A 20,493-nucleotide genomic window follows, 5' to 3' on the forward strand; every position below is an offset into this window, starting at 1 on the left:
AGCCCTGCCCACTCGGCGTCAGAGCGGGCCCGTCCACCCCCGGGAGCGCGCGTGTCCTCAGTCAACAGCCAACGGGCGGCCGGCGAGGCCCACCTCGGCCACGTGGTGTTCATCTCGGCGGCCGCCGCCATGGGCGGCTTCCTGTTCGGCTACGACAGCGCGGTGATCAACGGCGCCGTGACGGGCATCCAGAAGCACTTCGGGGTCGGCCACGGCACCACCGCCTTCGTGGTGGCGATCGCGCTGCTCGGCTCGGCGGTGGGCGCGGTGATCGCAGGCCGGCTCGCCGACCGCCTCGGCCGGGTCCGCACGATGCTGCTGGCCGCCGCCCTGTTCGCGGCCAGCGGCATCGGCTCGATGTTCCCGCCGAACATCGAGACCCTCGCCACCTGGCGCGTGGTCGGCGGCATCGCGATCGGCATCGCCTCGGTGATCGCCCCGACCTACATCGCCGAGGTCGCCCCGACCGCGTACCGCGGCCGGCTCGCCTCCTTCCAGCAGATGGCGATCGTGCTCGGCATCACCGTCTCCCAGCTCGCCAACTGGGCCCTCAACCAGGCCGCCGGCGGCGAGTCCACCAACCACCTCGGCGGCATCCAGGCCTGGCAGTGGATGCTCGGCGTCGAGGCCATCCCGGCCCTGGTGTACGGGCTGATGGCGCTCGCCATCCCGGAGTCGCCGCGCTTCCTGATCGCCGACCACCGCGAGGAGCAGGCCCGCAAGGTGCTGGTCGAGGTCGAGGGCGAGGGCGTGGACCTGGACGCCCGGGTCGCGGAGATCCGCTCGGTGCTGGAGTCCAGCCACAAGCCCCGGATGAAGGACCTGATGGGCGGCCGCTTCGGCCTGCTGCCGATCGTCTGGGTCGGCATCGGCGCCTCGGTGTTCCAGCAGTTCGTCGGCATCAACGTGATCTTCTACTACTCGTCCCTGCTGTGGCAGTCGGTCGGCATCAACGAGTCCAACTCGCTGCTGATCAGCCTCTCCACCTCGATCATCAACGTGATCGGCACGGTGATCGCGATGGCCCTGGTGGACCGGATCGGCCGCAAGCCGCTCGCCCTGGCCGGCTCGATCGGCATGGCGGCCGCACTGGGCACCGCCGCCTGGGCGTTCTCCTACCGGGAGGGCACCGGCGACACCGCCACCCTGGACAACACCCACGCCACCGTCGCCCTGGTCGCCGCGCACGTCTTCGTGCTCTGCTTCGCCTTCTCCTGGGGCGTGGTGGTCTGGGTCCTGCTCGGCGAGATGTTCCCCAACCGGATCCGCGCGCTGGCGCTGTCCGTCGCCGCCTCGGCGCAGTGGATCGCCAACTGGGCGATCACCGTCAGCTTCCCGGACCTCGCCGACTGGAACCTCTCCGCGACGTACGTCATCTACGCGGCCTTCGCGCTGCTCTCCATCCCGTTCGTGGCCTTCTGCATCAAGGAGACCAAGGGACGCGCCCTGGAGGAGATGGGCTGACCCGGACCGCCCCGCCGAACTCCCGCCGCTCGCGGCCCGACCCACCGAGAGGAAGCCATGCCTGACCAGGGCGGCTCCCGGCAGAACGTCACCTTCCCGAGCAACGGCCGTACCGCGCACGGCTACCTGGCCCGCCCGCCGCAGGGCGTCGGACCGGGCCTGGTGGTGGTGCAGGAGTGGTGGGGCCTGACCTCGCACATCGCCGACATGGCCGACCGCTTCGCCGCCGAGGGCTTCACCGTCCTCGCCCCCGACCTGTTCGGCGGCGCCACCACCCACGACGGCGCCGAGGCGGCCCGCTTCCGGCGCGAGCTGCCGGTCGACCGGGCGGTGGAGGACCTGGCCGGGGCGGTCGACCACCTGCTCGCGCTGGACGGCGTGGTCGGCGACGCGGTCGGCGTGGTCGGCTTCTGCATGGGCGGCGGCTTCGCCCTGCTGCTGGCCGCCCGGGCCGGCGACAGGGTGGCCGCCGTGGTCCCGTTCTACGGCCTGCCGCCCGACCCGGACTTCGACTACCGCGGCCTGACCGCCCACGTGCTCGGCCACTTCGGCGAGCTGGACGGCTCGATCCCGATGGCCGCCGTGGACGAGGCGGCGATCCGGATCGGCGAGGCCACCGACGTCCGCCCGGAGATCCACTTCTACCCGGCCGGGCACGCCTTCATGAACGACGAGAACCTGATCGGCACCTACGACCCGCTCCAGGCCCGGATCGCCTGGCGCCGCACCGTCACCTTCCTCTGGGGCCACCTCGGCTGACGGGGCCGGAACGGCCGACGGGGCAGCCCTCGACGTTCGGGGCCATCTCGGCCGACGGGGCGGACTCGGCCGACGGGGCAAGCTCGGCTGAAACCCCACCCTCCCGACGCCCCGGTACGACAACCGGATGGACACCCGTACGCCCCCACGGCATAGTCTCCGGGTGCCGACCCCACCCTCACGCCGCTTCGCCTGGGCGAGCCGCAACTTCCGCATCCAGACCGCCGCCACCGTGGTCAGCGGCCTCGGCAACGCCGGCGCCCCCATCGCCACCGCCTTCGCCGTGCTCGGCACCGGCGGCACCACGACAGAGGTCGGCTACGTCACCGCCGCCCGGCTGGTGCCCACCGTCCTGCTGATGGTGGTCGGCGGCACCCTCGCCGACCGCCTGCCGCGCCACCTGATCATGGTCGCCGCCAACGTGTTCAGCGGAGTCTCCCAGGCCGTCCTGGCCGCCCTGGTGCTGACCGGTGACGTCCGGCTCTGGCAGATGCTGGCGCTCTCCGCGGCCGGCGGGGCCGGCTACGCCCTCTACTCCCCCGCCTCCGGCGGCATGATCATGCAGGCCGTCCCCCAGGAACACGCCGCCCGCGCCTTCGCGGTCTTCCGGATGGGCCTCAACGCCTCCCAGATCGGCGGCGCCGCCCTCGGCGGGGCGCTCACCGCCCTCGTCGGCCCGGGCTGGGTGCTCGCCCTGGACGCCCTGTGCTTCCTGGTCGCCGCCGCCCTCCGCTTCTTCCTGGAGCCGGAGAAGGCCCCCGCGTCCTCCGGCAGCAGCATGCTGCGCGACCTGCGCGAGGGCTGGCGGGAGTTCGCCTCCCGCCGCTGGCTCTGGGTGATCGTGCTCCAGTTCTCGGTGCTGGTCGCCTGCATCAACGCGGTGGAGTCGGTGTACGGGCCGACCGCCGCCAAGGAGCGGCTCGGCGGGGCGGGCGCCTGGGGCCTGGCGATGGCCGCCTACGGCGTCGGCCTGGTGGCCACCGGCGTGCTGATGACGCGCTGGCGGCCGCGCCGGATCCTGCTGGTCGGCAACTGGGGGGTCTTCCTGTTCGGCGTGCCCGCCCTGGCCCTCGCCGCCGAGGTGCCGCTGCCGCTGCTGGTCGTCGCGATGTTCCTGTCCGGCGTCGGCGTCACCGTCTTCGGCGTCAACTGGATGGTCGCGCTCCAGCAGGAGATACCCGAGGAGATGTTCTCCCGGGTCACCGCGTACGACGAGCTCGGCTCCTACTCGCTGGCCCCGGTCGGCACCGCGCTGGCCGGCCCCGCCGCCGTGGCGCTCGGCCTGTCGGGCGCGCTCTGGGCGTGCGCCGCCGCCTGTCTGGTGCTCAGCGCGGTCGTCCTGCTGGACCCGCAGGTGCGCCGGCTGAGCCGTCGGGGCACGACGGACGCACCGGTGCCCGTCAGCGAGCCCGCGCCCGCTCCATGAGCCCCCTGTGCGCCCCGCGTGCGCCCGCCCGTGGGCAACCGCCGGTGCGCGGGTGACGTCCGAAGTGTCAGGAAACACCACCGTCTCCGAGGGGCCACCGGTGCCGAAGCCACTGCTGTTCCTGGACGTCGACGGCGTCCTCAACCCGGTCCGCCCCCACCCGGACGCCGGGTTCGACACCCACACCCTGTTCGGCTACACCGTCCTGCTGTCCGCCCGGCACGGCACCTGGCTGCGCGAACTCGCCGGAACGTACGACCTGGTCTGGGCGACGACGTGGGAGGAGAACGCGAACACCCACATCGCCCCGGCGATCGGCCTGGACCCGCTCCCGGTGGTCACCTTCACCGGCTACGTCCCGCAGCCCGGCGACCCGCGCGTCCCGCTGATGGAGCTGTTCTCCGCCGCCAAGTGGGCCCCGCTGCTGCGCTACGCCGCCGGCCGGCCGTTCGCCTGGGTGGACGACGTCATCCCGCCGCGGCTGGTCCGCCGCTCCCGGTTGCGCCGGGACCGCCTGCTGCTGCCCGTCGACCCCGGCGAGGGCCTGGAGCGCCGACACGTCGACCGGCTGCTCGCCCGTCCGCCGCGCGGCCGGGCGCGGTCGCTCAAGGGGTCGGCAGCCAGCTGACGTGCCCGGCCAGCAGCGCGTACCCGACAAAGGCCACCGTGTCGATCAGCGCGTGCGCCACCACCAGCGGCATCACCCGCCCCCAGCGCCGGTACAGCAGGCAGAACACCGCGCCCATCACCATGTTGCCGACCAGCCCGCCGACCCCCTGGTAGAGGTGGTAGGAGCCGCGCAGCACCGAACTCGCCGCCACCGCCGCCGGCCAGGACCACCCGACCTGCCCCACCCGGCGCAGCAGGTAGCCGAGGACGACGACCTCCTCCAGGATCGCGTTCTGCCAGGCCGACAGCAGCAGCACCGGCACCCGCCACCACACGTCCGGCAGCCCGGACGGCGCCACCGTCAGGTTGTACCCGGCCGCCTGCGAGGCCAGGTAGAGCGCCAGCCCCGACCCGCCGATCGCGGCCGCGACGGCGGCGCCCCGGCCCAGGTCGCGCAGCTTCTGCCCGAGGTCGAAGCCCAGTACCCGCAGCGCGACGCCCTCGCGCACCAGCAGGTACCCGACCAGCACCACCGGCATCAGCCCGCGCCCGATGTAGTACAGCTGCCACACCAGGTCCAGCCAGGGCCGCCCGGGCGCCCGCGAGCCGTTCAGCGTGGCGACCTGCTGGCCGAGCTTGAGCGGTTCGGTGAGCGAGCCGGTGAAGCTGATCAGCGCGCTGATCCCGCTGGCCCCGAGCGAGAGGCCGAGGACGATCAGCAGCTCCGCGCCGAACAGCCGACGGGTGGGATTCGCGGTCTCCGGCGCGGTCGGGACGGTGGTCACGGGGGCTCCAGCGGACGGGCGGTCGCTCCGGCCGTCGGCCGACCGCCGGAGCGATCATCCTGACACAGCCGCCGGACCGCCCCGACGGGGAGGGCTCAGCCCACCGGCCAGGTGTGCACCGGCTCGCCGCCGCGCATGAGTTCGGCGTAGCGCCTGGTCATCGCCGCGAGCGCGGCCGGCCGGTCCATCCCGTACTGCTCGCGCAGCCGGTGGAAGGTCGCGGTCTGCCAGGACGCGCCGTTGGTGCGGCGCAGGCAGCGCTGCTCGATGATGCCCAGGTAGCGGTCCCGGTCGGCGGGCTCCACGCCCCACTCGTCCAGCCCCTGGTAGGCCATCGGCAGCAGCTCGTTGAGTACCAGGTCGACCGCGGACACGGTCTGCAGCCCGCCGCCGCGCCCGGCCCGCCCCGAGCGCGGCCACTGGAACACCGCGTCGATGCCGTACCGGGCGCCCTGCTGGAAGTTCTCGTCCGCCCGCTCGAACGGCAGCCGGGTCCAGATCGGCCGGGGCTGCTCGGCCAGCACCCGCACCAGCCCGTAGTAGAAGGCCGCGTTGGCGAGCGTGTCGGCGACCGTCGGCCCGGCCGGCAGCGCCCGGTTCTCCACCCTCAGGTGCGCCACCCCGCCCGCGATGTCGTACACCGGGCGGTTCCAGCGGTAGATGGTGCCGTTGTGCAGCCGCATCTCGGCGAGCCTGGGCGCGCCGCCGGAGGCCAGCACCTTCATCGGGTCCTCGTCGTCGCAGATCGGCAGCAGCGCGGGGAAGTACCGCAGGTTCTCCTCGAACAGGTCGTACGCCGAGTCCACCCAGCGCTCGCCGAACCAGGTGATCGGGCGCACGCCCTGGGCCTTGAGCTCCGCCGTACGGGTGTCACAGGCCTGTTGGAAGAGCACCGGACGGGTCTCCCGCCACAGCTCCCGCCCGAACAGGAAGGGCGAGTTGGCGCCGAGCGCGAGCTGCGGCCCGCAGATCGCCTGGGCCGCGTTCCACACCGAGGAGAACCGCTGCGGGGTCACCTGGAGGTGCAGTTGGAGCGAGGTGGCGGCGGCCTCGGCCACCATGGTGATCGACTCCAGCTGGAGGTGCTCGACGCCCTCGATGTCCAGCGCGATGTCCTCCCCGCGGGCGGCCAGGATCTGGTCGCTGAGCAGGCTGTACCGCTGGTTGTGGCTCATCGCGTCCAGCCCGGTGTGGGCGTGCTCCAGGGTCGGCAGGATGCCCACCATGACGATCCGGGCGCCCGCCTCGGCCGCCTGCCGGTCGGCGTAGCGCAGCCCGGTGTCGATCTCCTCGCGCAGCTCCTCGAACACGTGCCCGCAGAGCCGGTGCGGCGTGATGTTGACCTCGATGTTGAAACGGCCCAGTTCGGTCTGGAAGTCGCTGGAGCCGATCGCGCTCAGCACCTGCGCGTTGTTCATGGCCGGCAGGCCCTGCTCGTCGGCCAGGTTGAGCTCGATCTCCAGGCCCATCACCGCCCGCGGCCGGTCGAAGCGGTCCTCCCGGATCATCCGTCCGAGCACGTCCAGACACGTGTGGAGCTTGCGCCGGTAGAGCTGCCGGTCCGCCAGTTCCGCCCGAGTCGCCACGACCTTCTCGCCCACGGTCCCCTCCTCCAGAGCCACCCCGTCGAGCACCCGGTCGACCGACCGTGCAAGCATGATGCCCACCGCGAAGATCGATACCCGAACGTGCGTACTGGCTTGCAATGCAAGGCATCTGACGGAAAATCAGACGAACTGTGGACTTGCCCGACACCACAGCCTGTGATAAACAGATCACCCTGCGCACCTGTTCGAATTCGCACAGCGCTCCGGCCGGTCCGCCTCGCCCCGAAAGCCCTCGTCGAGGCGGCGACCGCGCCGGCACCGCGATCCTGCACAACCGGACACGGCCCGGCCCCGTCACCGACGACGCGTCGCCCCGCCACGCCGGTATGCCGCACTCGCACGCCGATCTCGCTTGGAGAGGCGGACCCCGCCATGACTCTGCAAACCCCCCAGCCCCCGCCGAGCGCCCTGCGCGCCATCCTGGGCGCGCTCGACTCGGAGACCGCGCTGCGCCAGCCCGCCGCCGCAGCACTGCGCCATCCGACCGGCCCACTGCTCCCCGCCCACCCGCTCGCGGTGCACGTCCTGAACGGCCCGCGCCCGGAGCTGCCGGCCGCCCGCCGCACCGGCTGGCGCTTCCTGATCAAGGACGGCGCCGAGGTGGCCGCCGCCGCCGAGGTGGTGCAGAGCGCCGAGGGCCACAGCTTCTCCCACTTCACCGCCGGCCCCTACCTCGACTCGACGGTCCGGGCGCTGCGCGAGGCCTGGCAGCTCGCCCAGGGCTCCCGGACCCGCCGGCAGCCCCGGCTGCTGACCTTCCCCGGCCAGTACGCCACGGCGCTCTGGCTGCACAACCCCGACGCCGACCCGGACGGCGACCTCCTGATCCCCCTGGCCCCGGCCCCGCTCGGCGTCGCCGCGCACCGCGCCCGGCCCGCCGCCGAACTGCTGCCGCTGCTCGCACGCGCCCCGCTCGCCGGACCGCTGCTGCTCGGCACCTCCTGACCCGCCGACGCCCCACGGGCCGCCGGGCCCACCCGCCCGGCGGCCCTCGACCGCGCCCGCGCGCCCGCTCCCAAACCCTCACCCAAACGGTGACCACCCGTCCGGGCCATTCGGCATGGCCCCAACGGGCCATGTCCCGACTGACCCACCGGTGCGCCTTTTCCCGTCGGCCCCACCTGAACGGGTGATCTCTACCCGGGAGTTGTGGCGCATGTCACGAAATCCCTGCGCGCGGCTCCCGGGATGCCGACACTGGGAACCAGCGTGGAAGGACCCCCTGTCCTACCCACTTGGGCGCCGGCCCACACTTGGCCGGCGCGCGGACAGGATCCGACCACCGCGGCGGCCCCGGACGGCACCACCTCCGGCGACCGCACCACGGGGAGGATCGCAGAGCGAAGCGAGGGTACGCATGTGCCAGCACCGTCCTGAGTGCCCGACGGCCGAGTCCGAGGACCGCGAGGCGGCCGTATCGGTGGCCCGTCACCCGGAGCAGGGCTGGAGCCTGCTCTGCAACGGCGTCGTCCTGTTCGAGGACACCGGCGAACTGCTGCCCGACGGCCGGGTGATCGCCCCGCGCCGCCCCGTCGCCCACGCGGCCTGACCACCCGGTCCGACCGTACGGCGGGGGCAGCCGCCGACCAGCGCAGACGGGCAGGGCCCCGGCGGAGAACTCCGCCGGGGCCCTGCCGTCCGACCCGGACCACCTGGGCCCGGTCGGGTCAGACGCCGTACTCGTCCAGCGGCGGGCAGGAGCAGACCAGGTTGCGGTCGCCGTACGCGCCGTCGATCCGGCTCACCGGCGGCCAGTACTTGTCCGCCGGGTTCACGCCCGCCGGGAAGACCGCCTCCTGCCGCGAGTAGCCGTGCGCCCAGTCGCCGGCCAGCGTGGCGGCGGTGTGCGGGGCGTTGCGCAGCGGGTTGTCGTCGGCCGCCCACTCGCCCGAGCCGACCTTGTCGACCTCGGCCCGGATGGTGATCATCGCGTCGCAGAAGCGGTCGATCTCGTGCAGGTCCTCGGACTCGGTCGGCTCGATCATCAGCGTGCCGGCCACCGGGAAGGACATCGTCGGCGCGTGGAAGCCGTAGTCGATCAGGCGCTTGGCGATGTCGTCCACCGTCACGCCCGTCTCCTTGGTCAGCGGGCGCAGGTCGATGATGCACTCGTGCGCGACCAGCCCGCCCGGACCGGTGTAGAGCACCGGGAAGTGCGGCGCCAGGCGCTTGGCGATGTAGTTGGCGTTCAGCACCGCGACCTGGGTCGCGTGCTTGAGGCCCTCGCCGCCCATCAGCCGGACGTACGCCCAGGAGATCGGCAGGATGGCCGCCGAGCCCCACGGCGCGGCCGAGATCGGGCCCACGCCGGTGGCCGGGCCGGCCTCCGGCTGCAGCGGGTGGTTCGGCAGGTACGGCGCCAGGTGGGCGCGCACCGCGACCGGGCCGACGCCCGGGCCGCCACCGCCGTGCGGGATGCAGAAGGTCTTGTGCAGGTTCAGGTGCGAGACGTCCGCGCCGAACTTGCCCGGCTTGGCCAAGCCGACCAGGGCGTTCAGGTTGGCGCCGTCCACGTACACCTGGCCGCCGGCCTCGTGCACCAGGGCGCAGATGTCGGTGATCTGGGTCTCGTACACGCCGTGGGTGGACGGGTAGGTGACCATCAGCACGGCGAGGTTGTCGCGGTGCTGCTCGATCTTCGCCTTCAGGTCCTCGACGTCCACGTCGCCGTCGACCAGGGTCTTCACCACGACCACGCGCATGCCGGCCATCACCGCGGAGGCCGCGTTGGTGCCGTGCGCCGAGGACGGGATCAGGCAGACGTCGCGCTGGGTGTCGCCGTTGGCGTGGTGGTAGGCGCGCACGGCCAGCAGACCGGCCAGCTCGCCCTGCGAGCCCGCGTTCGGCTGGATCGACACGGCGTCGTAGCCGGTCACCTCGACCAGCTGCTGCTCCAGCTGGCGGATCAGGGTCAGGAAGCCCTGGGCCTGGTCGATCGGCGCGAAGGGGTGCAGCTGGCCGAACTCCGGCCAGGTCACCGCCTCCATCTCGGTGGTCGCGTTGAGCTTCATGGTGCAGGAGCCCAGCGGGATCATGCCGCGGTCCAGCGCGTAGTCCCGGTCCGACAGGCGGCGCAGGTAGCGCAGCATGGCGGTCTCCGAGCGGTGGCTGTGGAAGACCGGGTGGGTCAGGTACTCGTCCTCGCGCAGCAGCGCGGCGGGCAGCGCGTCGGCGGCCTCGGCGACCTCGACGGCGGGGACGCCGAACGCGGCCCAGACGCCGGCCAGGTGCTCGCGGGTGGTGGTCTCGTCGGTGGAGACGGAGATCCGGTCCGCGCCGTCCTGGTGGACGTTGATGCCGTTGGCGCGGGCGGCGGCGGCGATCTCGGCGGCGCGGCCCGGGACGACGGCGGTGACGGTGTCGAAGAACTCGCCGTGCAGCAGCTCGACGCCGCCGGCCCGCAGGCCCTCGGCGAGGGCGGTGGCGTAGCGGTGGGTGCGGCGGGCGATGTCGGCCAGGCCGTCGGGGCCGTGGTAGACGGCGTACATCGAGGCCATCACGGCGAGCAGCACCTGGGCGGTGCAGATGTTGCTGGTGGCCTTCTCGCGGCGGATGTGCTGCTCGCGGGTCTGCAGCGCCAGGCGGTAGGCGCGGTTGCCGTCGACGTCGACGGAGACGCCGACCAGGCGGCCGGGCAGCGAGCGGGCGAACTCGGCGCGCACCGACAGGTAGCCGGCGTGCGGGCCGCCGAAGCCCATCGGCACGCCGAAGCGCTGCGAGGTGCCGCAGGCGATGTCGGCGCCCAGCGAACCCGGGGACTTGAGCAGGGTCAGCGCGAGCAGGTCGGCGGCGACGGCGACGATCGCGCCCAGGCCGTGCGCCTGCTCGATCACCGCGGTGAGGTCGCGGACCACACCGGTGGCGCCCGGGTACTGGAGCAGCACGCCGAAGACGCCGCGCTCGACGATCTCGGCCGGGATGCCCTCGGACAGGTCGGCGACGACGACCTCGACACCGGTCGGCACGGCACGGGTGTTGATCACCGCGACGGTCTGCGGCAGGGTCTCGGCGTCGACCAGGAAGACGCCGCCCTTGACCTTGGTGACGCGGCGGGCCAGCGCCATCGCCTCGGCGGCCGCGGTGCCCTCGTCCAGCAGCGAGGAGCCGGAGGTCGGCAGGCCGGTCAGGTCGGAGACCAGGGTCTGGAAGTTGAGCAGCGCCTCCAGGCGGCCCTGCGAGATCTCCGGCTGGTACGGGGTGTAGGCGGTGTACCAGGCCGGGTTCTCCATGACGTTGCGCAGGATCACCGGCGGGGTGAAGGTGCCGTAGTAGCCCAGGCCGATCATCGGCTGGAGCACCTGGTTGCGGCCGGCCAGCTCGCGCAGCTCGGCGAGGACCTGGGCCTCGGTCCGGCCCGCGGGCAGGTCCAGGGCGGTGATGGAGCGGATCGCCTCGGGCACCGCGGTGGCGGCGAGCTCGTCCAGCGAGCCGTAGCCGACGGACGCCAGCATCTTCTCCTGCGCGGCGGCGTCGGGGCCGATGTGGCGGTTCTCGAAGGGGCTGGCCAGCTCAAGCTCGGTGAGGGTCGAGGCGCCGGTGGGGCGTCCCGCGTTCGGCTGGGCGTTCATGGTGGTCGAGGCCTCCTGGTCACGGACCGGCGGGGGTACGCACGCCGGCCGGCCTCGCCGCTGCGGACAGCGGACGAACCTGGGCGGGCGGACCCGACAGGCCTCCCCCTCTGTCATCGGGACCTGAGAGCTTCACCCGCACGGGGCGCTGTGGGCGCTCCGTCGGCTTGCACCGTCGGTGAGGGTGGTGATCGCCGGCTTCCGCGCCGACGCTCCTGCCCTGCTTTCCAGAGTGACCTACCCCACACGGTACGGATGCCTGAGAGATTCCGGGGAGGAGTTGCTCCTTCGGCGCTCCGACCAGCGGCTTTCGCAGTCGGAGACTCTCCCGAGCGGGCTCTGCGGTCGTCGCCCAGGGTACCAGCGGGAGGCCCCCCGATCACGGGTGCGTCAGGTCGTTCGGGGTCTACGCGCGTCCCCCGGACGGTCCAGCGCGCAGCCCGTCCGGCGCACCCCGCTCGCGTCCGTCCGATTCATGGCTTTTGGTGTGAAGTGGCGGACGGAACGGGTGCTCCGGCCGCCTTCCTGCGGGAGTTCCGCAAGCTCAGCGCACGGGAGGAAAGAGTGCAGACCGACATCGACCCCCGGGACCTCATCGGTCACAAGGCCGTCGACCGCAACGGAGACAAGATCGGCACGGTCGACGAGGTCTACCTGGACGACGCCACCGGCCGGCCCGAGTGGGCCGCGGTCCGGACCGGCATCTTCGGTCGGGACGCCTTCGTCCCGCTGACCACGAGCGAGTTCGCCGGCGACGAGCTCCGGGTGCCGTACGACAAGTCGCTGGTGAAGGAGTCGCCGGACTTCGGCGTCGGCCAGCACCTGTCCCCCGCCCAGGAGCTCCAGCTGTACCGCTACTACGGGCTCGACACCCCGATGGACGGCCGCCCGAGCCACGAGAACGGGAGCCGGCCCAGGCAGGCCGACCTCGACTTCGGCACCACGGCGGCGGCCGCCGCCGCCACGACGACCGCGGCGGCCCCGGCGAAGTCGCTCACGTTCCACACCCCCGAGCGCTCCCCCGAGCCCGTTCCCGAGCCCGCCCCGGCCAGAGCCCCCGTCGCCACCGCCCCGCCCACCGCCGCCGTCACCGCCGCGGTCGCCGACAGCACCAGAACCGCCCCGGAGGCCGACATGCGGATGCTCAGCACCCCCGAGGCCACCACCGCCACCCCGGCGGCCGCCCCCGTCGCACCCACCGTGGAGCCGAGGCCGCAGTCGCAGCCCGCCCCCGCGTCTACGCCCGCCCCGGCGGCGACCGTCGGCGCCGCGCACGCCGACGGCGCCCCGTCCGCCCCCAGCGGCCCGGTCGAGATCACCTGCCGCGAGGAGCGGCTGGAGGTCACCACCGAGTGGCACACCCTCGGCACCGCGAAGCTGCGCAAGTACGTGACGACCGAACAGGTCGAGCGCCGCATCCCGGTGGTCCACGAGCGCGTCCGGGTCGAGCGGATGCCGGTCAGCGACGCCGAGCGCGCCACGCTCAGCGAGAAGGACATCGCCGAGGCCGTCGAGGAGGTCACCCTCCGCGAGGAGCGCGCGGTGGTCCGCAAGTACCTCGCGCCCGTCGAGCGGGTCCGCCTGGTCGTCGAGCGCTACACGACGGAGGAGGTGGTCCGGGAGGAGCTCCGCCGCGAGCACGTCGAGGTCCACGACACCACCGCCACCCAGAACACCTCCCCGGCCGGCTCGACCCCGCCCCCCGCCTCACCCCCCGCCACCGACTCACCCCGCCCGGCCGCACTGCGCCCGCTCGTCTGACACCACCCGCGAAGAGGGGCCCCGGACACCGTCCGGGGCCCCTCTCGCACACCCACCGCAGACGCCCCTCCCCGCCCCCGCCACCCCCACCACGGCCCTTGTCACGTACCCGACCGTTCACCTTTGCCAAAACTTAACCACTCGATATTTGACACTCTGAAGTATCTCCCTGCATGGTTACTTCAGTTCATTCACTATGTACGGGAGGAAGCAACCGTGAGTGAGGCACCACAGCCCACCACCGCGGCCGAGAAGCAGAGCAGCGCCCGGGTCCTGCCGGCCCTCATCCTGGCGATGCTGTCGTTCAGCGTGGTGCAGACCGCGGTCGTCCCGATCCTGCCCTCGCTGGCCAAGGAACTGCACGTCTCCGCGTCCAGCGTCACCTGGCTGATGACCGCCAACCTGCTCTCCGCAGCCGTGCTGACTCCCCTCCTGGGCCGCTTCGGCGACCTCCGGGGCCGCAAGCCGATGCTGCTGATCTCGCTGGCCGGCCTGGTCGCCGGTTCGGCGCTGGCGGTCAGCACCCACTCCTTCACCTGGCTGGTCGTCGCCCGTGTCCTCCAGGGCGCCGGCGGTGGCGTCCTGCCGCTGGCGATCAGCATCGTCCGTGACGAGCTGCCCAAGCAGAAGGTGACCGGCGGCGTCGCCGCCATCAGCGCCTCGATGGGCGTCGGCTCCGGCCTCGGCCTGGTCGCGACCGGTCTCCTGCTGGAGCACTGGAACTACAAGTCGATCTTCTGGATGGGCCTGGTCTTCGGCCTGATCGCGATCGCCCTGGTCGCCTTCCGCGTCCCGACCGACCCGGTGACCGACAAGGAGGGCGGCGCCGACCCGCTGGGTGCCCTCACCCTGGCCGGCTGGCTCTCCGCGCTGCTGGTCGCGGTCAGCCAGGGCAACCACTGGGGCTGGACCTCCAACAAGACGCTCGGCCTGTTCGCCGTCGCCGCCGTGGTCGCCCTGATCTGGGGGATCATCGAGACCAAGGTCGCGCACCCGCTGGTGGACATGAAGATGATGGCCCGTCCGGCCGTCGCCTTCACCAACGTGGCCGGCCTGCTCATCGGCTTCGGCATGTACGGCTCCTTCATGGTCATCAGCAACTTCGCCCAGACCCCGGAGAAGCTGACCCACTACGGCTTCACCGCCAGCGTGCTGCACGCTGGCCTCCTGCTGCTGCCGTCCGCGATCGGCTCGATGGTCGCCGCCCCGGTCGGCGCCCTGCTGATCGCCCGTCGCGGCCCGCGCCTGCCGCTGGTCCTCGGTGGCGTCCTCGGCGCCATCGCGATGGCCTACCTGGCCGTGCGCCACGGGCACGAGGGCGACATCTACACCGCCTCGGCGATCTTCGGTCTCGGTGTCGGCCTCGCCTTCGCCGCGATGCCGGCCTACATCAACGGCGCCGTCCCGGTCGAGCAGAGCGGTATCGCCAACGGCATGAACTCCGTGCTGCGCACGGTCGGTGGCGCGATCGGCACCGCCGTCATGGCCGCCATCCTGACCGGCGACACCATGAAGCTGCCGCCGCAGATCCCGCTGTCGCTGCCCACCCTGGACGCCTACAAGCACGCGTTCTGGACCGCGGCCGTGGTCTGCGTCGTCGCCGGTGTCGTCCCGTTCCTGATCCGCGGCACCAAGTCGGCCGCCACCGCGACGGTCGTCGGCGGCTCGGCCCAGCAGGACTCCAGCCCCGAGCTGGTCAAGACCGACGCCTGACGAGGCGTCCGGCCCCCGCGCTCAGGGACAGGGCGCGGGGCCCGGTCCCCGTACATCGTGAGGGCATCACGAACGCACGGGGTCCGGCACGGTGATCGGCCCCACCCGGTACTCCCCCACCGGGTGGGGCCGCTTCGCGTTTCAGGCTCCTTCCCCCGGCCCGCCGTTCCCCTCCGACACACCGTCCGGCCCCTCGTCCGGCCCCTCGTCCCGGCGCAGCGGCAGCGGCCGGGACGGTTCGAGCGCCGGGTCGTCCACCGCGAAGGTCCGTACCCGCCCCGGCCCGTCCCACGGCGTCTCGAACCGTACGGTGACCCTCCCGACGCCGCTGCCCTGCACCCAGCCCGGACCGAACTCCTCGTGCCGGACGTCCTGTCCGGGCACCCACCGCCGCACCACGACGGCCTCCGGCTCCGCCTCGGCCTCCTCGGCCTCGGCCGCCGCCTCCGCGTGCTCCGCGGCCTCCTCCCGCAGCGCCTGGGCGAACAGGTCCTCCTGGGTGTAGTCGGCGAGTTGGGCGACGCCCACGCCGAGCAGCCGGACCCCGCCGGTGATCTCCACCTGCTCGGCCAGCCGGCGCGCGGTCGCGGTGATCACCGCCTCGTCGTCGGTGGGCCCGCCGAGCGTCTCCGAGCGGGTCAGCGTCGAGAAGTCGAACCGCCGGACCTTGAGCACCACCGTCCGCCCCGAGCGCCCGGCCGCCCGCAGCCGCCGTACGCACCGGCCGGCCAGGGCCTCCACCTCGCGCAGCACCCGTTCCCGGTCGGCCAGGTCCACCTCGTAGGTGTCCTCCACCGACACGGACTTGGCGTCCTGGTCGGCGATCACCGGCCGCTCGTCCAGCCCTATGGACATCTGGAAGATCCCGGCGCCGTGAGCCCGCCCGACCAGCTGCACCAGCTCCGCCTCCCCCGCCTCCGCGAGGTCGGCCACCGTGCTCAGCCCGGCCCGGCGCAGCACCTGTTCGGTGGCCGGCCCGATCCCGGGCAGCGCCCGCACCGGCATCGGGCCGAGCACGGCCCGCTCCTGCCCGGGCTCGATCATGACCAGTCCGTCCGGCTTGGCCTGCTCGGAGGCGATCTTGGCCATCAGCTTGGACCCGGCCGCCCCGACCGAGCCGGTCAGCCCGGTCGACCGCTGGATGTCCGCCCGCAGGTCCTCCGCGAGCGCGAGGACCAGCCGTTCGCCGGTCTCGTGGTCCGCCTCCAGCAGTGCCGGTCCGTACGGGCCGGCCTCCAGGTCCACGAAGGCCTCGTCCAGGCTGAGCGGCTGCACCAGCGGGGAGAGCTGCCGCAGCAGCCCCATCACGATCTCGCTGTTCTGCCGGTAGGCCTCGAACCGCCCCGCCAGGAAGGCCGCGTTGGGGCAGAGCCGGCGCGCCTGCGCCATCGGCATCGCCGAGTGCACCCCGAACCTGCGCGCCTCGTACGAGGCCGTGGAGACCACCCCGCGTCCGCCGAGCCCGCCGACGACCACCGGCTTGCCGCGCAGGCTGGGCTTGGCCGCCTGCTCCACCGCCGCGAAGAAGGCGTCCATGTCGAGGTGGATGATGCTCGGCAGAGATCGCACCCGCCGATCATCGCGTACGGGTCCGACAGTGCGTACGAACCGGGCCGGAGGCCCCGCTCCCGGCCCCCGTCGCTACTGCTTCGCGGCCTCCGCCAGCGCCTTCGGGATACCGTCCTCCCGGGGTCCGAGGAACACCGGGTCCGGCCGCAGCCAGGCGTTGGCCGCCGCCTTGCCCGCCCCGGCGACCTCCCGCAGCCCGCCGTACAGCCAGGTCGCGTCGTGCAGTTCCGGCACCCCGACCGCGTACGAGCGGATCCCCGCCGCCTCGCACAGCGCCAGCGCCCGGCGGACGTGGAAGTCCTGGCTGACCAGCACCGCGTGGTCCACCCCGAAGATCCGGCGCGCCCGGGTGCAGGAGTCCCAGGTGTCGAAGCCCGCGTAGTCCCGCACCACCCGGTCCTCGGGAACGCCGTTCCGGGTCAGGTAGTCGTACATCGCGTCGGGCTCGGAGTACTCGACCCGCCCGTTGTCCCCGGTCACCAGGATCGCCTGCACCTTCCCCTCCCGGTACAGGTCCACCGCCGCCACCAGCCGGTGCTCCAGGTACGGGGAGGGCTTGCCCTGGTACAGGCCGGCCCCGAAGACCACCGCGACCGGCGCGGCGGGCGCGCTCTCCACGGTGCCCACCCGGTCCCCCGCGGCGAACCACACCCAGGCGCTCGGCGCCAGCGCCAGCGAGCAGAGCACCGTTCCGACCTGGAACACCCTGCGCTGCGTCCGCCGCTGCCGCAGCCGGGCCCCCAGCAGTCCGGCCCTGCGCCGCAGCAGCCCCGATATGCCGGTACCGACTCCCACGTGCCCTCCCTCGATCACGTCAACCGGGGAACACGACGGGGCCGCGGGTCCGAACGGTTCCCCGTCCGGGCCCGCGGCCCCGTCGAACGCCTGCTCAGACCGCCCGGTTGCGCCGCTGGGCCAGCTCGTCGGCCGGGTCGTGCCCGACCATCGTCTCGCCGGTGTCGGTGCGCTCGGCGTGCAGCCGCCCGAGGGTGAGCTCCAGCTCCTGCCAGACCGCTCCGACCGCGATGCCGAAGACCCCCTGACCGCCCTTCAGCAGGTCCACCACCTGCTGCGGCGTCGTGCACTCGTACACCGTCGCGCCGTCGCACATCAGCGTCATCCCCGCCAGGTCGGCCTGGTCGGCGGCCTGGAGGTGGGCGACCGCCACCCGGATGTTCTGCAGCGAGACACCCGCGTCGAGCAGCCGCTTCACGATCTTCAGCAGCAGGATGTCGCGGAAGCTGTAGAGCCGCTGGCTGGTCGACGGGTACGCGGTGCGGACGCTGGGCTCCAGCAGTCCGGTGCGGGCCCAGTAGTCCAGCTGACGGTAGGTGATGCCGGCCGCCGCACAGGCCGTCGGGCCCCGGAAGCCGAGCAGGTCGGACGTCGGGGCCAGCCGTTCGATGGCCGGCTGGCCCGCCTGTACGGCCGGGAACCTGCCGACCCGGGGGAAATCCGTGACGGTGCGAGCGGTGCGCGGCATGTGCACGGCGCACCGGCCTCCCACGGCCGCGTCATCGCCGGTGCTGCTCATGCCTGCCTCCGTCCACTTGTGCTGCGGGCAACCCGACTGCGGGCATCGGCCACCCGGACAGCCACTCCTGACGGTAGGCAGTCCCCTATGACCCGTCAACGATCGCCACGCCGGGCCAGACAAACCACATCACTCAGGAGAGTGGTTTTTCGTGCCCCTAGTGTGGGTAGATGGACGGATTTTGGCAAAACGATGGGCCGAAAGGCCGCACGGTCGGGCCCCGCTACTGCGGGCCGCTGCCGCCGAAGTCCTCGGGCGACACCTGGTCGAGGAACTCGCGGAACTTCTCGACCTCGTCCTCCTGCTCGTCCGGGATCGCGATGCCCGCCTCGGCGAGCACCTCCTCGCTCCCGTAGATCGGCGTGCCGGTGCGCAGCGCCAGCGCTATGGCGTCGGACGGCCGCGCGCTCACCTCGACCCCGCCGGCGAACACCAGCTCGGCGTAGAACACGCCCTCCCGCAGGTCGGTGATCCGGACCTCGGTGAGCTGCTGGCCGAGCGCCTCCAGGACGTCCTTGAAGAGGTCGTGCGTCAGCGGCCGCACCGGCGTCATGCCCTGCTGGGCGAAGGCGATCGCGGTCGCCTCGCCGGGGCCGATCCAGATCGGCAGATAGCGATCTCCCCCGACCTCCCGCAGCAGCACGATCGGCTGGTTGGAAGGCATCTCCACTCGGACACCCACGACGTCGAGCTCATTCACACAGGCAACCCTATGGCTCCGCTCCCGGATATGAAAGCGCAGGGCCGACGCCGCTGGTCAGCGCGGTGCGGCCAGGGCGCGCCGCGGGCGGCATGCGCTATCCGCGCGTCCGCATCCCGGCCTGGACCATGGCCGCGTGCAGCCGTACGGACAGCGTCGCGAGCTCCCGGGCGGTGGCCTCCGCGTGCGCCCTGGTCTGCGGGTTCCGGTGCCGGCGCAACGGCGCCACCACCTGTTCCACCAGCGCGATCTCGCGGTCCGCCGCGGCCTTCATGGCGCGCAGGTGCCGGGGCTCCAGCCCGTACCGGCCGAGCTCCGCGACCAGCCGGGCCACCTGGAGCGCCTCGCCGTCGTAGCCGCCGTCCGGTCCCGGGGCGACCAGCCCGTAGGACTCCCACTCGGCCAGTTCCGGCTCCCCGGCCTCGGCCGCCGCGAGCAGTTCGGCGCGCCCCAGCCGGACGCCGGAGGGCACCTCTCCGCCGGCCACCAGCTCCCGGTCCGCCTCCTCCAGCGGCCCGGGCCGGGTGTCGGCGGCGGAGGGCAGCGCGGGCGGGTTCTCACCGCGCTCGATGGCGTCCAGGTGCTCCCGGATCACCCGCAGCGGCAGGTAGTGGTCCCGCTGCATGCGCAGGACGTAGGCCAGCCGCTCGACGTCGGCCGGGCTGAACTTGCGGTACCCCGAGGGCGTGCGCTGCGGCTCGACCAACCCCTCCGCCTCCAGGAAGCGGATCTTGGAGATGGTGACCTCGGGGAAGTCGTCGCGCAGGAAGGCCAGCACCGCGCCGATGCTCAGCAGCTCGTCACCGCCGCGCCGGCGGCCGACGGGCCTCTCGGCCCGGACCGGCTGCCGCGGGCCCGCGACCACCCCGCGTCCGCCGCGGTCCGCCTGCGGACCGGACGGGGTTGGGGTGGCCGCCCCGAGAGAAGAGGAAGGGGTATTCGTATTCACTCGGGCTCCTGCCGACGTCGTTTTCAGTACCCCCGGTTGTGGCCGGCGAAGAACACCAGCCGGTACTTCCCGATCTGCACCTCGTCGCCGTTGTTCAGCGGCACCTCGTCGATCCGCTCCCGGTTCACGTAGGTGCCGTTGAGGCTGCCCACGTCCGCGACGCTGAAGCCGGCCGGGGTGCGGCGGAACTCCACGTGGCGGCGCGAGACCGTGACGTCGTCGAGGAAGATGTCACCCTGCGGGTGGCGACCCGCCGTGGTGACGTCCGAGTCCAGCAGGAACCGGCTGCCGGAGTTCGGACCGCGCTGCACGATCAGCAGGGCCGAGCCCGGCGGCAGCGCGTCGATCGCCGACAGCACCTCGGCCGACAGGGCCGGCGTGGCGCCGGTGCCGGTCGTGGTGGTGGGGTCGTACGACTCCAGGCCGGAGATGGAGATGGTCGACGTGGTCTCCGCCGCCCCCTCCGGAAGCAGGCCGCCGCGCAGCGCCGCGCCGCAGTTGGAACAGAACCGGGCCGCGGCCGGGTTCCGGTTGCCGCACCTGGGGCACGGAGTGGGGCCAGCCATGTTCACAGCCTCCTGGCGCGGCACACCCGACGGGTTGTGCCCGGCGTACGGATCCGGGGCAAACCCTCCACCAGAGGTTGAGGGTCCTGACGGGAAACCTATGCGCGGCTCGCCGGAGGGGTCAACCGACGCGCCGTAGCCCGCCTGATTCCCCGCGTACTGGGCGGCGCCGCCGTCCCGGTACAGCTGCTGACCTGCGTACGGCGCGGCCTCGGGGGCCGGGCGCATGCCCGGCACTGCGGGCTCGTCCTCCGGTCGGCGGTGACGCGCGGTGGGCGCCTCGACGGCGGCGGCGTCACGGCCCTTGTTACGACCGAACAACTTCGAGAAGAAACTCACGGGCGAATCCCCTTGCGTGTGACAGACCCGCCCGCGGGGCAGGGTGAGAACCTCGGACATGCTGCGGGCCCGGTCGTTGCGGCTCGGGCCCGCTGGAGTGGTACTCCGGCGATTGGTACTGCGGTTGTTGCTCCGGAGCGTACT

General features: G+C 72.9%; 17 protein-coding genes and 2 riboswitches. Of the genes, 8 read left to right on the top strand and 9 right to left on the bottom strand.

Features of this window, described 5'->3' with window-relative positions:
• The first annotated feature begins 51 nt into the window (after window positions 1-51).
• The 4 genes from ACWDD9_RS14260 (at window position 52) to ACWDD9_RS14275 (ending at window position 4,277) form a co-directional block, all read left to right on the top strand.
• Entirely contained in the window at window positions 52-1,464 is a 1,413-nt protein-coding gene (locus tag ACWDD9_RS14260; RefSeq protein WP_074004470.1) for a sugar porter family MFS transporter, read from the top strand.
• Between the two features lie 57 nt (window positions 1,465-1,521).
• Window positions 1,522-2,223 carry a dienelactone hydrolase family protein gene (locus ACWDD9_RS14265; protein WP_449811748.1) on the top strand — a complete coding sequence of 234 codons (702 nt, stop codon included), beginning with the start codon at window positions 1,522-1,524 and terminating at the stop codon, window positions 2,221-2,223.
• 163 nt (window positions 2,224-2,386) lie between these two features.
• Window positions 2,387-3,649 carry an MFS transporter gene (locus ACWDD9_RS14270; RefSeq protein WP_234348529.1) on the top strand — a complete coding sequence of 421 codons (1,263 nt, stop codon included), beginning with the start codon at window positions 2,387-2,389 and terminating at the stop codon, window positions 3,647-3,649.
• Between the two features lie 100 nt (window positions 3,650-3,749).
• Window positions 3,750-4,277: an HAD domain-containing protein gene (locus tag ACWDD9_RS14275; protein WP_375875370.1), complete on the top strand. Its 528-nt coding sequence runs from the start codon at window positions 3,750-3,752 to the stop codon at window positions 4,275-4,277.
• On the opposite strand, the gene ACWDD9_RS14280 is transcribed toward ACWDD9_RS14275, so the two are convergent.
• Entirely contained in the window at window positions 4,255-5,043 is a 789-nt protein-coding gene (locus tag ACWDD9_RS14280; protein WP_449811749.1) for a CPBP family intramembrane glutamic endopeptidase, read from the bottom strand. The two genes, ACWDD9_RS14275 and ACWDD9_RS14280, sit on opposite strands and share 23 nt — an antisense overlap.
• 95 nt (window positions 5,044-5,138) lie before the next feature.
• A complete protein-coding gene (locus ACWDD9_RS14285; RefSeq protein ID WP_049655516.1) occupies window positions 5,139-6,644 on the bottom strand; it encodes a glutamate--cysteine ligase family protein in 1,506 nt (501 codons plus the stop codon).
• Window positions 6,645-7,022: 378 nt separating this feature from the next.
• On the opposite strand from ACWDD9_RS14285, the gene ACWDD9_RS14290 reads away from it, so the two are divergent.
• The gene (locus ACWDD9_RS14290; RefSeq protein WP_449811750.1) at window positions 7,023-7,595 is read left to right on the top strand and encodes a hypothetical protein; all 573 of its coding nucleotides are present in this window, start codon (window positions 7,023-7,025) and stop codon (window positions 7,593-7,595) included.
• 412 nt (window positions 7,596-8,007) lie between these two features.
• A complete protein-coding gene (locus ACWDD9_RS14295) occupies window positions 8,008-8,199 on the top strand; it encodes a DUF5999 family protein (RefSeq protein ID WP_049659119.1) in 192 nt (63 codons plus the stop codon).
• A 118-nt stretch (window positions 8,200-8,317) separates the two neighbouring features.
• Here the strand turns inward: ACWDD9_RS14295 and gcvP are convergent, their stop codons facing one another.
• Window positions 8,318-11,218 (bottom strand): aminomethyl-transferring glycine dehydrogenase, encoded by a 2,901-nt coding sequence (gene gcvP / locus ACWDD9_RS14300; protein ID WP_449811751.1) that lies wholly within the window; start codon window positions 11,216-11,218, stop codon window positions 8,318-8,320.
• 103 nt (window positions 11,219-11,321) lie between these two features.
• Window positions 11,322-11,454: riboswitch (glycine riboswitch) on the bottom strand.
• A gap of 1 nt (window position 11,455) precedes the next feature.
• Window positions 11,456-11,559, bottom strand: a riboswitch (glycine riboswitch).
• 151 nt (window positions 11,560-11,710) lie between these two features.
• Here gcvP and ACWDD9_RS14305 point away from each other — a divergent pair.
• Both ACWDD9_RS14305 and ACWDD9_RS14310 read left to right on the top strand, forming a co-directional pair.
• The gene (locus ACWDD9_RS14305) at window positions 11,711-12,979 is read left to right on the top strand and encodes a PRC and DUF2382 domain-containing protein (protein WP_449811752.1); all 1,269 of its coding nucleotides are present in this window, start codon (window positions 11,711-11,713) and stop codon (window positions 12,977-12,979) included.
• Between the two features lie 216 nt (window positions 12,980-13,195).
• Window positions 13,196-14,692, top strand: a complete 1,497-nt coding sequence (locus ACWDD9_RS14310; RefSeq protein ID WP_063780197.1) for an MFS transporter — start codon at window positions 13,196-13,198, stop codon at window positions 14,690-14,692.
• Window positions 14,693-14,833: 141 nt separating this feature from the next.
• Here the strand turns inward: ACWDD9_RS14310 and ACWDD9_RS14315 are convergent, their stop codons facing one another.
• The 6 genes from ACWDD9_RS14315 to ACWDD9_RS14340 all read right to left on the bottom strand — a co-directional run bounded on the left by ACWDD9_RS14315 (window position 14,834) and on the right by ACWDD9_RS14340 (window position 20,349).
• Complete coding sequence (locus ACWDD9_RS14315) at window positions 14,834-16,261, bottom strand: DNA polymerase IV (RefSeq protein ID WP_380742353.1); 1,428 nt, start codon at window positions 16,259-16,261, stop codon at window positions 14,834-14,836.
• Between the two features lie 72 nt (window positions 16,262-16,333).
• A complete protein-coding gene (locus ACWDD9_RS14320; RefSeq protein ID WP_388046396.1) occupies window positions 16,334-17,056 on the bottom strand; it encodes a SanA/YdcF family protein in 723 nt (240 codons plus the stop codon).
• A gap of 94 nt (window positions 17,057-17,150) precedes the next feature.
• Window positions 17,151-17,795, bottom strand: coding sequence for a MerR family transcriptional regulator (locus ACWDD9_RS14325; protein WP_049653260.1), 645 nt, complete (start codon window positions 17,793-17,795; stop codon window positions 17,151-17,153).
• 223 nt (window positions 17,796-18,018) lie between these two features.
• On the bottom strand, window positions 18,019-18,495 hold the full coding sequence (locus ACWDD9_RS14330) for a bifunctional nuclease family protein (protein ID WP_030303568.1): 477 nt from the start codon (window positions 18,493-18,495) through the stop codon (window positions 18,019-18,021).
• Window positions 18,496-18,592: 97 nt separating this feature from the next.
• Window positions 18,593-19,288 carry a transcriptional regulator FtsR gene (gene ftsR, locus ACWDD9_RS14335; protein WP_198959445.1) on the bottom strand — a complete coding sequence of 232 codons (696 nt, stop codon included), beginning with the start codon at window positions 19,286-19,288 and terminating at the stop codon, window positions 18,593-18,595.
• Between the two features lie 179 nt (window positions 19,289-19,467).
• Entirely contained in the window at window positions 19,468-20,349 is an 882-nt protein-coding gene (locus ACWDD9_RS14340; protein ID WP_449811753.1) for an FHA domain-containing protein, read from the bottom strand.
• Window positions 20,350-20,493 lie beyond the last annotated feature (144 nt).

The sequence above is a fragment of the Kitasatospora sp. NPDC001119 genome (assembly GCF_053598475.1).

Excerpts from the sequence above, each read along its gene's own strand:
- ACWDD9_RS14265 (WP_449811748.1), top strand. The coding sequence starts at position 1,522 with ATGCCTGACCAGGGCGGCTCCCGGCAGAACGTCACCTTCCCGAGCAAC.
- ACWDD9_RS14290 (WP_449811750.1), top strand. The coding sequence starts at position 7,023 with ATGACTCTGCAAACCCCCCAGCCCCCGCCGAGCGCCCTGCGCGCCATC.
- ACWDD9_RS14295 (WP_049659119.1), top strand. The coding sequence starts at position 8,008 with ATGTGCCAGCACCGTCCTGAGTGCCCGACGGCCGAGTCCGAGGACCGC.
- gcvP (WP_449811751.1), bottom strand. The coding sequence starts at position 11,218 with ATGAACGCCCAGCCGAACGCGGGACGCCCCACCGGCGCCTCGACCCTC.
- ACWDD9_RS14325 (WP_049653260.1), bottom strand. The coding sequence starts at position 17,795 with ATGAGCAGCACCGGCGATGACGCGGCCGTGGGAGGCCGGTGCGCCGTG.